18 protein-coding genes are annotated in these 14,446 nt (G+C 34.4%); 3 read left to right on the forward strand and 15 right to left on the reverse strand.

The window, feature by feature from the left end:
• Nucleotides 1–49: 49 nt before the first annotated feature.
• The 13 genes from PMI10_RS05745 to PMI10_RS05805 form a co-directional block, all read right to left on the reverse strand.
• Nucleotides 50–685, reverse strand: coding sequence for a LysE family translocator (locus tag PMI10_RS05745; protein ID WP_007805566.1), 636 nt, complete (start codon nucleotides 683–685; stop codon nucleotides 50–52).
• Nucleotides 686–856: 171 nt separating this feature from the next.
• The gene (locus tag PMI10_RS05750; protein WP_007805567.1) at nucleotides 857–1,759 is read right to left on the reverse strand and encodes an alpha/beta hydrolase; all 903 of its coding nucleotides are present in this window, start codon (nucleotides 1,757–1,759) and stop codon (nucleotides 857–859) included.
• A gap of 259 nt (nucleotides 1,760–2,018) precedes the next feature.
• Nucleotides 2,019–2,522 (reverse strand): hypothetical protein, encoded by a 504-nt coding sequence (locus PMI10_RS05755; RefSeq protein WP_007805568.1) that lies wholly within the window; start codon nucleotides 2,520–2,522, stop codon nucleotides 2,019–2,021.
• A 1-nt stretch (nucleotide 2,523) separates the two neighbouring features.
• The gene (locus PMI10_RS05760; protein WP_007805569.1) at nucleotides 2,524–3,000 is read right to left on the reverse strand and encodes a MarR family winged helix-turn-helix transcriptional regulator; all 477 of its coding nucleotides are present in this window, start codon (nucleotides 2,998–3,000) and stop codon (nucleotides 2,524–2,526) included.
• 328 nt (nucleotides 3,001–3,328) lie between these two features.
• A complete protein-coding gene (locus PMI10_RS05765; RefSeq protein WP_007805570.1) occupies nucleotides 3,329–3,769 on the reverse strand; it encodes a hypothetical protein in 441 nt (146 codons plus the stop codon).
• Nucleotides 3,770–3,967: 198 nt separating this feature from the next.
• Nucleotides 3,968–4,489, reverse strand: coding sequence for a VOC family protein (locus PMI10_RS05770; protein ID WP_007805571.1), 522 nt, complete (start codon nucleotides 4,487–4,489; stop codon nucleotides 3,968–3,970).
• A gap of 42 nt (nucleotides 4,490–4,531) precedes the next feature.
• Nucleotides 4,532–4,945, reverse strand: a complete 414-nt coding sequence (locus tag PMI10_RS05775; RefSeq protein WP_007805572.1) for a VOC family protein — start codon at nucleotides 4,943–4,945, stop codon at nucleotides 4,532–4,534.
• Between the two features lie 223 nt (nucleotides 4,946–5,168).
• Complete coding sequence (locus PMI10_RS05780; RefSeq protein WP_007805574.1) at nucleotides 5,169–5,594, reverse strand: hypothetical protein; 426 nt, start codon at nucleotides 5,592–5,594, stop codon at nucleotides 5,169–5,171.
• A gap of 325 nt (nucleotides 5,595–5,919) precedes the next feature.
• On the reverse strand, nucleotides 5,920–6,255 hold the full coding sequence (locus PMI10_RS05785) for a YciI family protein (RefSeq protein WP_007805575.1): 336 nt from the start codon (nucleotides 6,253–6,255) through the stop codon (nucleotides 5,920–5,922).
• A 72-nt stretch (nucleotides 6,256–6,327) separates the two neighbouring features.
• Nucleotides 6,328–6,852, reverse strand: coding sequence for a hypothetical protein (locus tag PMI10_RS05790; protein ID WP_007805576.1), 525 nt, complete (start codon nucleotides 6,850–6,852; stop codon nucleotides 6,328–6,330).
• A 268-nt stretch (nucleotides 6,853–7,120) separates the two neighbouring features.
• Nucleotides 7,121–7,567 carry a hypothetical protein gene (locus PMI10_RS05795; RefSeq protein WP_007805577.1) on the reverse strand — a complete coding sequence of 149 codons (447 nt, stop codon included), beginning with the start codon at nucleotides 7,565–7,567 and terminating at the stop codon, nucleotides 7,121–7,123.
• Between the two features lie 408 nt (nucleotides 7,568–7,975).
• A complete protein-coding gene (locus PMI10_RS05800) occupies nucleotides 7,976–8,353 on the reverse strand; it encodes a nuclear transport factor 2 family protein (protein WP_007805578.1) in 378 nt (125 codons plus the stop codon).
• A 243-nt stretch (nucleotides 8,354–8,596) separates the two neighbouring features.
• The gene (locus PMI10_RS05805) at nucleotides 8,597–9,112 is read right to left on the reverse strand and encodes a hypothetical protein (protein WP_238539448.1); all 516 of its coding nucleotides are present in this window, start codon (nucleotides 9,110–9,112) and stop codon (nucleotides 8,597–8,599) included.
• Between the two features lie 205 nt (nucleotides 9,113–9,317).
• Between PMI10_RS05805 and PMI10_RS05810 the strand changes: the two genes are divergently transcribed.
• On the forward strand, nucleotides 9,318–10,208 hold the full coding sequence (locus tag PMI10_RS05810) for a winged helix-turn-helix domain-containing protein (protein WP_007805580.1): 891 nt from the start codon (nucleotides 9,318–9,320) through the stop codon (nucleotides 10,206–10,208).
• Nucleotides 10,209–10,312: 104 nt separating this feature from the next.
• Here the strand turns inward: PMI10_RS05810 and PMI10_RS05815 are convergent, their stop codons facing one another.
• Complete coding sequence (locus tag PMI10_RS05815; protein WP_238539449.1) at nucleotides 10,313–10,831, reverse strand: GNAT family N-acetyltransferase; 519 nt, start codon at nucleotides 10,829–10,831, stop codon at nucleotides 10,313–10,315.
• Between the two features lie 590 nt (nucleotides 10,832–11,421).
• Between PMI10_RS05815 and PMI10_RS05820 the strand changes: the two genes are divergently transcribed.
• A complete protein-coding gene (locus tag PMI10_RS05820; protein ID WP_007805582.1) occupies nucleotides 11,422–12,294 on the forward strand; it encodes a COG4315 family predicted lipoprotein in 873 nt (290 codons plus the stop codon).
• Nucleotides 12,295–12,642: 348 nt separating this feature from the next.
• Here PMI10_RS05820 and PMI10_RS05825 read toward each other — a convergent pair whose 3' ends face one another.
• Nucleotides 12,643–13,599, reverse strand: a complete 957-nt coding sequence (locus PMI10_RS05825; RefSeq protein WP_007805583.1) for a hypothetical protein — start codon at nucleotides 13,597–13,599, stop codon at nucleotides 12,643–12,645.
• 335 nt (nucleotides 13,600–13,934) lie between these two features.
• Between PMI10_RS05825 and PMI10_RS05830 the strand changes: the two genes are divergently transcribed.
• The coding region (locus PMI10_RS05830) for a choice-of-anchor D domain-containing protein (protein ID WP_035631461.1) at nucleotides 13,935–14,446 on the forward strand (512 nt) is incomplete at its 3' end.

Here is a 14,446-nt window from a genome sequence, read left to right on the forward strand (position 1 = left end):
TACTGCCAACTTGTTTTACGCTCCTGCTAAAATAATGTTTTTTTATATTTTACTTGGCCTTTGTAAAAGTCATTTTAACTGCCAAAGCTGTCAAAACTCCAGCCATAAACCATTTTTGTGCTTTTATCCAAACCGAATTATTTGAAAAGAACCCTGAAACTTTTGATGCAGTTAAAACGATTATGAAATTGACACTAAAACTAACCAAAATTTGTGTAATGCCTAATTGAATACTTTGTGTAAAAATAGAACCATATTCAGGTTTTATGAATTGCGGAAAAAATGACAAATAGAAAACGGCAACTTTTGGGTTTAAAACATTAGTTAGAAACCCAATTCTGAATAATTTGCATGGCTTGTCTATTGATAAATTATCTTGAGTCTCAAAAATCCCTTTGCTGTTTGGTCTTATAGCTTGAAATGCTAAATATAAAAGATAAAAGACCCCAATAGTTTTTAGAATCGTATATGCTATTGGCACGGCAAAAAGTACAGCAGTCAGGCCAAAAGAAACCATAGCAATATGAAATAAAAATCCACAAATTACTCCTGCAAGTGATATTACTCCTGCTTTTTTTCCTTGTGTAATAGAACGTGAAATCAAATAAAGCATATTTGGACCAGGACTGATTACCAGTACAAATGCGGCCAGCGAAAAAAGTAAAAGTTCATTAATCGGCACCATATTTTATTGTTTATAAATTAAATTTGAAATATTGATTTTCCTTTTTTAAGTCATTCTGTCGCCTGAAAATAGCCAGGATTTCGCACAGCTAACATAACTTATCCTGACTTTTAAGTATTTGTTATTTCAGAAAGACTTCACAGAGCAGGTGGTATACTGAATGTGTTACTATTATTTTTTTTCGGCTTCTTTCAGGAAGAAATCGGTCATCTTTTTAAAAGTACTGTCATTGAATGTAACAGGGCCATGCTGGCCTTCGGGAACAGAAATAAACTCAGTTAATAATCCTCTTTTTTTTAATGCTTTGGCGAAAAGCTCACTCTGACAATAGGGTACAACATTATCGGCCTCGCCATGAATTACTATAAATTGAGGATCTGTTTTATCAATGAAAGTGACAGGATTAAGAAGGGCTATCAAATCAAGATTGTCAGCCGGATTGCCTTTGATAAGAGCAGCTTCGGGAGAATTTTTGTCTTTGGGTCTTTTGCATTCATCCATGAGAGCCATATCAATAGGGCCAAACCAGTCGACTACGGCATTTACAGAACTGCTAAAGGAGGTGTAGTTTCCTATATTACCTTCAATATTAACTGTCTTTTTACCTACCGTAAATTCTTTAACAGCGTTTGATGTTCCTGCTAATGACGCAAGATGCCCACCTGAAGAATAACCTGTAATACCAATGAATGAGGCATCAATTTTGTATTTAACTGCATTTCCTCTTATAAATCGTATCGCAGCTTTTACATCATTGATTTGAGCCGGATAAGCAGCATCGGAACTGGCCCTGTGGTTGATAGTTATAACTGCAAAGCCGCTTTCGAGAAGCTGTTTCCCTATAGTTTCGAACGCCGTTTGTTTTAGGTTATTACCAAACCATGCACTGCCGTATATTACAATTATTGCCTTATAGGCAGGTTTCTCTGCATTGGGCAAATGGATGTCAAGGTTGTGATACTCTTTTTCATCATTGGCATAATTCTGATTGAGCCATTGTCTGTCAGAATTTTGTCCAAAACAGGTAACAAAGCCAAAAACAGCAAGTATTGTTGCAAAAACGGTTCTTTTCATACTTTTATAATTTATTCATGTTTTATGTGAATTGGTAAAACGATTGTTCTCATTGCGTATTAACTATAAAAGTTAAGAATAATAAAAAAGGCTAATTAAAATTTGTTTTTTACTTTTTTTTTCTATTCCAAAACAGTTTCGGTCCTATTCCAGTCAGATATTCTGTATACTTTAATTTCATTTCGCTAAGATAATCTAATCAGTCAGCAATGATCGCTTAGCTTGTTGCTTTTATTTTTGCTTGTTTCGGTGTCTTTTGTTAATGCTGCAAGTTAAATAACTTAATACATAAAGGTATGAATCCTAATGAAACTGCAATGAAAATTGCAACTCTAATGTAGTTGAGGGCCTGCCAAAGTGAAGTTCGGGTTATCAGATCTTTTGCATGTGATGGCGTTTCTGCTATTTTTTGAAAATCGATAATGTTAGGTGCAAAATAGGAAAGTGTCCAAGCTCTAACAGCAAAGTGAATAGCAAATAAAATCAGAAGCCAATTTCTGACAGGGTCAATTTTCCAACAGAAGATGATTGCAAGGATGAATGTAATTTCGTGCAGTGAATGGAAAACTATCCAAAATATTTTCAAGCTTACTCCACGTCCGTCTAATAAGAGACCGAAGTTGTCTGGTGGGGAAGCTGCCCACTTGGGAACAAGAATAAGAGTTTCAAAAATCTGTGCGCCATTCATTAAAAAGTAAATTAGCGTTGTGATACAAAGCCATGTCTCTGCTCTTGTCAGGTAGCTTGTTGTTATATTCTCCATTTCAGTCATTTTGTTTGATGTTGATATTTTTGGTTATTTCTTTCATTATAGTAGTCGCTTCAATAAAATACCGCTCAATAGATTGTATTTCTGTTATAGAAAAAGAAGCAATAAGATCTGCAGTTCTTTGTTGAAGTTCGCTAAAAAGAGGTTGTAATAGCTGTATGCTATTTTCCACATTTGGCACGATGATTACTTTTCGCCTGTCATCTTTGGTGAACTGTCTTTTTAAAAGCTTCTTTTTCTCCAAACGGTCAATTAAACCTGTTACTGCTCCTGTTGTTAGCCCTGTCAGTTTTGAGAGATCGCCTGCGGTTAGTTCTTTGTGTTGAAGTATGAGTCCTAAATACTTGTGATCGGAACCTGTTAACTTTGCTTTTCGTGCGATTGCTTCGTGCATAAAAATTGAAGCATCAGAATACTGTCTGCTTGTAATTTTGAACTGTTGGATGATATTGTCCGGTTGTTTTTTGCTCATTGTCTAAATATCTTAGTCGCAAAGATAAATATTTTACCTACACAAATCCAAATGTTTTTTAACTTGTTTATGCGTGCCGCAAAATAGTAACAAGCATTCTGAATTAAAGGCGGGTTTATGCGATAAATTTGTTTTTATGCTTTTTATTACGAATGGCCAAATGACTTTATCGCTTATTAGAATCCGCTTTGCATTTTTTCTTTAAATACAAGAATCTTTAATATGAATAATAATTTTGCCAATGTTGCCTGCTATTGCAATGTGAGCGAAGTCTCGTGACTTCGTACATTAGAGTATTTTTTGTTGATGAGAAGTAGGAGAGCCGGGGTTATTTTACCTTTCGATTAATGTGTATTATAATTGGTTCTTTACTGTCTAAATCTCTTTTATTACGCCCAAATAAACCAATTTCTACATCATTCGGTTTTTCTGATTTGAGTTCGTTTGGATTTACATAAGTATACATTCCGTATCCATGCCCAGATACAAGCCAACCTTCAGTTTGATTTAAATGTGTAACACCAAAATCTCCGGCTGATCCTCCAATATAAACAGGTCCAAATTCTTTCATTGATTTTATTGCTTCACTTTCTAAATTCGGAATTGTGTCTGCATTGTCAAAGATTATATATGTTCCATTTTTGAATAAAACCCAATCCTGAAATTTTGGATTTATGGCAAGTTTAACTCTATTCAGTAAGTTAGTTTCTGTCATTTCGTAAGGTTTTCGACTGTCAACTTTCTTTTTATCTGAGTTTTTACAATTCAATAAAAGGAAATTTAGAAAGATAAAAATTATTTTGAATCGTTTCATTTATAATTGGTTATAACATCTTGCAGGCTAAGGAAAACTGCTAAAAAGTTGCCTGGGTTCTTTCAGTGAAGATAAAATTAATTGTGATTTTGAACTTTCCGAGCCTGTAAATTCAGCAATTTTTATTCTAGATAGTAGTTTAGTGTTATCTGGTTATTTTGTTGTTATGCTTCCCATTTTCTTTCCTAATTTTTCATATTCCACGTCATTTGGTTCCCACAATTCAATTTTATTTCCTTCTAAATCTAATATGTGAACAAATTTGCCATATTCAGCGATTTCAATTTCGTCAGTAATGGTTACACCATCTTTCTTTAATTGTTCTATCAAGGCCGATAAATTTTCAACCCTGTAATTAATCATAAAATCTTTGGTTGAAGGTTCAAAATACTTAGTTTTTTCTGAGAACGGACTCCACTGGGTATACCCTTTTTTTGTAGAATCAATAGCTTGCCGCCATTCGAAAACAGCTCCATATTGGTTAGTGTTCAATCCCAGATTAGTTTTATACCATTCTCTCAGCTTCTTTGGATCTTTACACTTAAAAAAAATTCCGCCTATTCCGGTTACTTTTCGAATAGCGTTTTGGTCTGGTGAAGTGTATGTTTTGAAGGAATATCCAAGTGAAAAAGCTAAAATAATTATTAATACGAAACTGAATTTTCTAATTGTCATATCATAGAGTTTTTAAAAGTTATCATATCAAAGTTTGATTGATTAAGAAGTAAAATCCTGTGTTTTATTTAAAGGTCGTCCAATTTCCCAAATATGTCCAAATGGGTCTTTCAATTTTCCTATTCGCCAGTCTTCTTCCGTTGTAACTGGGCAAATTTCATATGCGCCAGCTTTCAAAGCAGTTGAAAAAATTGTGTCCGGGTCATTAACCGTCAATACTATCCGAACCGCAGTTCCACCAATTGTCTCAGGACTAAGGTTACCATATTCAGGTTCTTCATCACCTAAGTAAAATTCTGCTCCGTCAATGGCAAACTTAGCCGTCAATTTTCCATTAGGCATATTGTATTGAACTATCTCTTTTGCCCCTAAGCCAGCTTTGTAAAATTCAATCGCTTGCTTCCCATTCTTTACAACAAGAAATGGAGTTACTGTGGTAGGTTGATTTTGTCCCATAAACTATGTATAAAATTTCTATAATTTTTTGTCGGCCGAATTTGTCCAAACCTGACAGCACTGTCCACGAAGCCTACCCAATTGGCCACAATGTTCTGGTACTACAGCAGGTTTGGGTCTAAATTATGCCCTATTTTCGGATTGCCAAATCATTCCAAATACAAACTATTTCCCCATTAAGCCAATTACCCAAATCCATTGTAGCTCTGTTACTGGCTGGCATCTATTCTTTATTTTTTTTACTTTTCAATTTTAGGTAATCTTCTCTAATGTATTCGTTACAGTCTTGTATTAGTACTTTTCCATTTTTCAAGTAATAATATGCTGAATCTTTTCCTCTTTCTTTATAAACTGAATCACCAACATTTATTTGGTAATAAATTTCGTTTGGAATTCTGATCTCATTGTAGTCATTCAAAATCATAAATCTTGGAGCTCTGGTGTAATCTCCATCTTCTTTTTTAGCAGTTACTTTTCCGTTGAATTCTATTTTTTTGCTTTCCAGATATTTTTCTCTTTTGTAGTCTAATGAGTTGTTTTGGTATATAAATATAATTACAAGAATTATAACAATTGGTATAAAAACATAAGCTAAGTTTTTTCTAATTTCAGATTCTTGCTTTTCTAATTCTTGTTCTGATTTATTCATAGTTTTTATTTACCGTAGAGTTTCTACGCTTGCCACTAACGTTCTGGTACTACAGCGGGTTTGGTACTAAATTAAGCCCATTATTCGGATTTGCCAAATCATCCCAAATACAAAACCAACTTCCCCAAGCTGGTGCAAGCGTCTCGCTTGTGAACGCAATCTAAATCAACAATACCGATCTCTGTAAATATCTTTTGGCAAACTGTTGTTGGATTTTATTTTTTATTCTTTGTGTTCACAAGTGGTATGCTCGCATCAGTATGTGGAAAATCCCGCAATTTTGGTTAAGAGCGATTATCCGTCGTGTAGTTTAAATTTATTTTTCTCAATTAATCAATTCTCGTACTTCTGCATAACCGTCAAATTCAAAGATGGGACATGATTTTACTATTTCTGTTGCTTCATCCAAATTGACACAATTTAATAGAAGGAACCCGCCAATAATTTCTTTACCTACTGTATGAATATTGTTATGGATAACACCATCCTGTGTTATCATGTTTCCATCGAGGGTTAAGCCACTGCCGCCTTTTAATTTGCCCGAACTACCAGTTTTTTCAAGCCAACTTTTCCAATTTAATTGATGTGATTTTATTTCTTCCTCTGAATGTTCGATAGTTCTGCCGTCTGGCTCTCTAAAAATTACAATAAAGTTCTTCATAACAAAATGTTTATTATTCGAGTTAAAGTTAAATGACCAAGTAAATGATTATCGAGATTAAACTCGAAGTTGTTATACGACGGCTTTTTTCCTTCTCATAATTATTTGGTAAGCAGCTCCAATAAACGCTCCAATTTCTCCACCAGCATAACCATAATTATGAATTGAGCCAACTATTTTAAAATTCTTTGCATCTTTAATATCATATGGAAAACAACAATTTTCATAAGTTTCTGCGTCTAATTTTCCCGAAACAAAGCCGAAAATACCAAATAATACTGTAACGCCTAAAGTGATAAATATCGCATTCATAGCATATCTAAACATTAACTTGTGATTTTGGTGAATAAGACCTACTAAACCTTGAAATATTCCAATATACAATCCAACCCACCAAGTTGCTAAAACTCCAATAAGCGCAGTCGTCAGTCTTGGATTGTTGTTTCCCCAATCTAAAAAACCAAATTGATCGAACTTGAACACAGTAAAATATTCCGATGAAATTGAATAAGTAATTTGATCGTGAATCGCTCCGTATAAAGCTGCAAGAACTATCGAAATGATAATTGTCAGAAGTAAAATTACAATTTTTCTCATATTTTCTGAGTAGTGGTTCAACGTTCTCGCGCTACACGCAGGCTGGGATTAAAATTTGTAATCTTTCAGTTAAATACTAATTTGTCAAATACAAAATCATCTTCAAATTAAGCTAATTGCCCAGCTTGCTTGTAGCGTGTGCTACTGGGGGCTTGTTTTGTTGAAATTACAATTAAATCGCAAACTTTTCACGTTTCTGTTGGCAAAATCCAATTTTAAGCGCAACGCTTTTCAAGTTTGTGCTTTTCAGATTCCAGTTGTGTGCAGTTTATAAATCACTTGCGTTAAATCGATTATGTGAAAGTCCTTCTTCAGAAGTCATCGTTCCTAAAAGATTTTTGACCGTATCTCTTTGAATTATAGCAACATCGTATGCTTTGAATTGTAAAGGGTTTTCCAGTAAATTTTTGATTTTGCTCGCTACCTTTTTTTGAATAGCGACTAAAGAATCATTATTTTTCGGTAAAATTTCAACATTTATCAGCTGAACAGTTAGAAAGATGTCCAAAGTATCATCTACACGAGTTTTGTATCCTTCTATAAAAAGACTTTTTGTTTTTATTAATTTTTGTATTTCTACATTAACAAATTGATTATTAACTTTAAATATAGGCTCAAACTTTGGACTAAACTCTGAATTAGGCTTTGGATTATCGCAAGCCAAGAATAAAAATGGGCAAAAGATTAATATTTTCAATTTATAAGTAAATTTCATAATTTGGGTATCTTGTGGGTTTTTCGGTTTAAATTGCAAATAACTTTCAAGTTTCTGCTTTTGATATTTTTCTGCGCAAACAAATGCGTATTTCCTAATTGTTTTCTTCTGCGTAATTTCGGCACAAGTCTCCAGTAACTTGTTTATACTCGCTAATTTGTAGCGACAATCTACCCAAATTTGGATATATACACGAAGGTTTGTTTCGTTTTATATATTTTCAAAAATAACCAAAAAAGATTAAAAATTATCAAAGAATATTTGTTTACTTCTCCTATTAACTGTCGTTTAAAACCAGGAGACTTTTATAATATTTTATCAGATTAGAATTTATAAGAATATAAAATGCGCGAAGTCAGAAGAAGACGTTCGCGCATTATTGGGCACTGCTATAAATATTTTTACAATTTATTGCTTGGATAATTCAACTTCGGTATGAAGTACACAAACCCAATTATTGTTTTCTATAGTCCAGGTAGAAGTGCAGGCACATTTCATAGGTGCTTTTTGTTTATCGTCTACTATTCCTAATTCTATCTGGTACGCTATTATAGCAGCATTTTCGACAATTAATTGCGTTTCGACATCAGAAAAATTCAGTACTTTTATTTTATCGCCGTCACCTGACTCAAACATCTTTTTAAAATTGGCTTCATCTACACTTTGTACACCATTTTTGCCGGCGATTATACAAGGAAAATGAGTAAGATTTTTTACCGTTTCATAATCATGATTTTCCATTCCCTGCCAATATTTTTTTTCCAGTTCAATAATTTGCGTTTCCATAATCATCTTTTTATTAGTTAAACAGTTATACAAAGTTCAAACTAATATTAAAATGCATGTATACTTTTAACATAGATTTAATTGATAATAGACCGTGTTTTTCCGTATTTTGCCAACAAATCTTCAAATTGTTTGTTTGCTTTATTGCTTCCAAGTTTCTTTTTTAAGACATCAAAGTTGTCTATTTATACCTTGGGAATCAGAGTTGATATTGTTTTTTGGTACGTCTGTTTGATTATTTACTCAGCAACCGCCTTTGCGGGGAACACGTTTAAAAATTACTTTACCATCTCGTTCTACATAGTCGCACGATACTATTGGATATGAATACTTGGGCGCGTGCGATACGTTATGGCTTTTTATAATTATTTTGTCGTTAACTTTCAGGCTATGCAATTGCTCAAGTTGAGACTTTTCCGGCTCAAATCTTACAATATAATCGTCACCATTAATCCTGGCCATCACTCCGAAACCTAATCTTGATCCTGACGGAAGAGAAAGAGAGGTTACAACTCCCTCCATATTGGTAAAAGCACTTATCTGCTTTCTTATTTTAGCTTCAGCGGCATACACTTTTTTACCTCGGGGAGATGCTTCCCATTTTTTGAACTGTATACCATCAGGGGTTGCCTCCCATTTTTTCATTTCGGCTTTCCTTTCAGCAGCAGAAAGCGGTTTTGGGAACGACTTTTTAGAAGTTTCATTCTTGATTTCACGATTAGCAAATACTAGTCCGCTTACCACTACCAGTGATAACATCAGCGCATAAATTACTTTTTTCATAATTTTTGTTGGTTTATTAAATTACATATAGATTCTCTTGATAAGTCAGATTGGATAAGACATACTCTTATTTTTCATATGCTATCAAAATTGATTCAGTAAAATTACTTTGATATTTTTCGGCTTTAGGGATTTGGATTGTAAATAAAAATGTAAACTTTGTAAATAAAAACTTGACACTATGCATCTTATTCGAAATCACCTCTCAGGAAAACGCAAATACCTGTTCGGATTATTAGTACTCTCGTTTATCTCTGTAATCTGTGCGGCTTTCAGTATGGACGATAGTGACGACTTTGATATCTCAAGAAGGGAAGTTTTGCTTCGCAGGATTGGACATGAACTACTTTTGCAGTCGGGCGATAGTACATCAAGGGTGCTCCCGGTAAAAAAGATCGCAGAAAATGAATACCAGATCAGGTTTGAGAATGATCTTACTTTTCAACCGGACTCCCTCGTGAATACTACCCGGCGTCTGTTGGCCAAAGACCCGCTCGCACGTGATTATGTTGTTAACGTTCTGAACTGTGGTAACTCCAGTGTAGCCTATGGATATGCCATATCCAAAAATAAAAAAGATGATATTGTGGCCTGTATAGGAAGAAGACAACCCAAAGCATGTTACATGATAAACGTCAAATTCAAATCAGCGGTTATAATTACAGCAAAGAATGCATATCTTCTGGGCAGTCTGTCATTTTTAGCATTTGTTGGTTTAATTTTTTTGAGATCTGCTAAGCCGCGAAGAGCTTTACCTGACAGTAAGCATACTAATATGTTCCCTTTGGGTTCCGTGTTGTTCGATGCTAAGAATCGGAAGCTCATCATAAATGGAAATACCATAGACCTGACCGGAACGGAAACCCGTGTATTGCTCATTTTCGCATTGTCTCCCAACGAGACCATAGAGAGAAGCCGACTGCAAAAAGAAATATGGGAAGATGAAGGTGTTATAGTAGGACGCAGTCTCGATATGTTTATATCAAAACTGAGAAAAAAACTGGAATTTGATCCTAATATCAAAATTGTTGTGATACGCGGAAAAGGATATAAGCTTGAAATTAGCGCTTAAGAAGAATCTTCGCGGCACATAATAATAGTATTTTTTCGTTGATGAGAAGACTTCCGAGAGCTGAGCTTTTACTATTAATCTGTTTTGGTTTTTTGTTGTCAATATTATTGTATCAAATTGAAAATATTTAAGTTAGGATTTTCTTTGTCCGTTTCTAATGATTTTACAAAATTGAATTTTAACAGAAGATTCGTTGAATTCTGATTATCGTAATGTGTGAAGGCAAGTATTTTTTTGAACTTTAAAACCTGAAACACGTAGTCAATGACTACTTGAACCGCTTCTTTCATTATTCCTTGTCCTTGAAATTTTGTCATAAGTTCATATCCGATTTCACAACTATTTTTTTCGTTTGAAAAGTCAAATAGGCAAATTGTCCCTACAAGTGTTTTTGCGTCTGTCAGGGTAATTGCCCAATAATAAGTATTGCTTTTTTCAATGTTATCATTAACCTTGCTGATAAAATTTATTGCATCATCAATTGTCTTGCTTGGTTCTCTGTCAAGATATTTGTTTATTTCCGCGTCAGAACGCAAAGTAAAAACATCTTGCTGGTCGTCAATTGATAATTGTCTGAGAGTTAATCTTTCAGTTGTCAAAATTGGGAAAGTCGCTGGATTCATATCTGTCATTAATCTTTACTGTCTGATCTTGAGGGTGTCATAGTCAGATCACTAACTTGTATATACTCGCTACAAAGTAGTGATAATCTATTTGTAGAGCAGGGAAATCCAAGCACATAATTGTTTGCTGTTAGCAGCCATTTTTTATTTTAAATTCTTTGAGTCCAATAACATCTTTTCGGATTATTCTATTCAAATATATTTATTTTTTCTTATAAATTACTGGCAAAGGGCTTCAAATGTGAGCTTTAGTATTTCTCTCTAAAGCTATTTATACGGAATTATAAAAAATCCCATTCTTCCTTTTTTTATAAAATAATAATTCTTTGGTAGGGTAGTCTGCATCAAGGCTGTTTTACTATTGAATCCTATCAAAAGAATAAAACATGATTCCACTAAAAAATTTGATACCCGGCCATAAGGTCAACTTTTTTTATAACAGTTCGTAAAAATAAAGATCTGATTATTGAAGAAAATGCTCATAAAAGCTAGCATAACTTCTCCCTTATACAATTATTATAATAAACGAATTTACCAATACTGGTAATGTATATTTTTTCCCCTTTTAATACAAACTAAATTTAAAAAACATGAAATTAAAACAAATTAAAGTCGCTTTAGCTGTGTTTGGAGCAACAACATTTTTCTTAAGCTGTAGTAATGACAATAATGAAACTCCAACTCCGGAAGTAAAAAAAGAGATTTCACTTTCTACAAGTACTACATTAGGTTCTTATCTCACAGATAAGGACGGAAGATCTTTATACTTTTTTTCAACAGATGCAAAAGATCAGGTAACCTGTACGGGAGGATGCGAACTGGTTTGGCCTCCATTTTATTTAGATAATCTAAGCGCCGATAAATTAGGTGCAGGATTAACATTCTCAGATTTTGCTACTATAACCACTACATCCGGTAAAAAACAAGTAACCTATAAAGGATGGCCATTGTACTATTATGCACCAAATGTTAACGGAACCAATACAGCAGAAGCTGCCGGTAAAACGACCGGAGACGGAGTTGGAGGTGTTTGGTTTATTGCAAAACCAGATTATTCCATTATGATTGTAAGAAGCCAGCTTGTAGGCCATGATGGCAAAAATTACAAATCAGATTACACCGTTGGTGATGGTTTAACCACCTACTTTACAGATGCAAAAGGATTAACATTATATGCTTTTAAGTTTGATAATTTCAACAAGAACAATTACACAAAAGAAGATTTTTCCAACAATGCTGTTTGGCCAATATATGAAACAGATAAAATTGTCGTTCCTTCTGTTCTTGACAAATCTAAATTTAGTGTTATTACTGTATTTGGTAAATCTCAATTGACTTACAACGGATGGCCTTTGTATTATTTTGGACAAGATGCCAGCGTAAGAGGTTCAAATAAAGGAATTAGTTTTCCTAGTCCCGGAGTTTGGCCGGTACTGACAAAAGACTCTCCGCTTGCGATATAAAATTCACAACATTCCTGAGAAATTCATGTAATGAGTTGATATAATATTTAAAATTAGTCCGATATCTGTCGGACTAATTTTGTTTTTAATTGGATCGCAGAATAATAAAAAGTGTTTTTTATATACTTTATTTTGCGGGCACAGAATGTAATTCTGCTATCGTTGTGTAGATCTGCACGATCGGGTTTTATTTTTTTAATTCCTTCTTTTTTTAAGACTAAGACAAAAAAATTATGGATAAAATACTAAGGAGGCAAAGCAGATAACTTACAGAGTAATATTTAGTTTCAAACAAAACAAATCACCAATCCCTTATCCTTCTGCCATATGAAAAAATTCCTTCAATCTTTATTTTGTCATTTTAGTAGCATGTGGGCAGCCAATAATTTTCTCAATCGCTGTAGAAAGCAAATCCTGCGGTCCTTTTAGAGAATCAGCGAGCACAGAATCCTGAGGAAAAACCATGGCTGCTGCCACGTTGTCCTGAACAATACGAGCCAGATTGTCTAAAGCAACAGCCACCGTATTTTCGGCAAAACTGGCTATTCCTATGGTGATCAAATGGGTATCGACCGTTTTAGGATCCATCATATGTTTTAGGATCAGCCAATTCTGATTTAAGTATTCTGTAGTCCAAATGGCTAAAACAATGGCATATGTTTTTTCCCATTGTTCCGAACCTAATTTTTTGCGCCAGCGCTCCAGCAGAGCTTCTACACCATCAACCTGTGCTTTCGCAGCATAACTCATATTGGTTTGAATATCTTGTTGGACACTAGCAGTAAATGCCTGAAAACTTTCAATACTGAAACGGTCCGCTTTTACAGAATCGTTTATAAATTGAATACCGCCATCGAGCACTTTTTTACAAGATGCCAATGCAAGTCCCGGCAATTCGGCATCGGGTAAGTTCTTCAGAGCTTCCTGAAGCGTCACTTTAAATGTTTCCAGAGGCTGAATCCAATCTTTTACATGAGGCTGTTTCAAATAAGGTGCAATAATAACATAAATACCAAGAGGCGTGTGGCTTACTGATTTAACTAGTTGAAACAGCTGAGGTACCGGCTGAACAGTTTCCTGTGTGCCTTGATATACCAAAGTAAAAGTCCCTCCCTGTCCATCGTTTTGCACTACAATCACCGGGCTTAAATGCCCGATTAATTCTGATTTTAAGTCCGAATAGTTTTCCTGCATGGCTGCATCTATTGCTAACACGGCATTTCTGGCTCTTGTCTTTTGGTTTGAATTAAAGGAGATCATGTCTAAATCGTGCGGATCGATGCTGGTTTTGATTTTGGCTTCCATTTGGGCTGTTTTTATAATTTAACCTCAAATGAAAGATTATTTTAGCGATAAAACATGCGTATTTATACGGGATTTTTATTTAATTGTTGAGTAGTTGAAGGAATGGAAATAGGAAACAGCGAAGCAAAAAACTAAAAGGCCTATGGTGTCTCCAGAGCTGCAAGCCAATTCTGCTATCATTGTGTAGATCTGCGCGGTCGGGAGAAAGAAAAAGCTGAAAGCGTAATTAGAAAATCAGGTCATATCTTAATAATTTTCTAAAAAGATTCATTCTCAATATTTTTAATATATAAGATAAATGAATCATCTTTGTGCCAAATTTTTTAAAATCAAAGATGACAACAAAATTACTCCTTAAAAAAATAGCTTTTGTATTGATATTATTTTCTGCGCAATTAGCTATTGCTCAGGCGCCAGAAATTAATGTAAAAGGAAACGGAACCAGTATTGTGGATGGTGATGCAACTCCATCAGCGACGGATCATACTGATTTTGGAAGTCAATCGATTTGTTCAGGAACTATTGTGAGAACTTTTACGATTCAAAATACAGGACCGGGTGTTTTAACAATTTCATCAGTATCCATTTCAGGAACAAATGCCGCCGATTTTACAGTGACAACAGCTCCTGCTTCGAGTGTTACCCCATCAGGAACAACAACATTTCAAGTGACTTTTAATCCTTCTGCAAGTGGTTCAAGAATAGCAACAATAGCAATAAGTAATAATGATTCAAATGAGGCTGTTTACGATTTTGCTATTCAGGGAACAGGTATTGATCCTGAAGTAAATGTACAAGGAAACTCAAATTCAATAGCAGATGGTGATGCAACTCCATCAGCGACGGA

This window comes from Flavobacterium sp. CF136 (assembly GCF_000282055.1).
In the GTDB taxonomy this organism is placed as follows: Bacteria; Bacteroidota; Bacteroidia; order Flavobacteriales; family Flavobacteriaceae; genus Flavobacterium.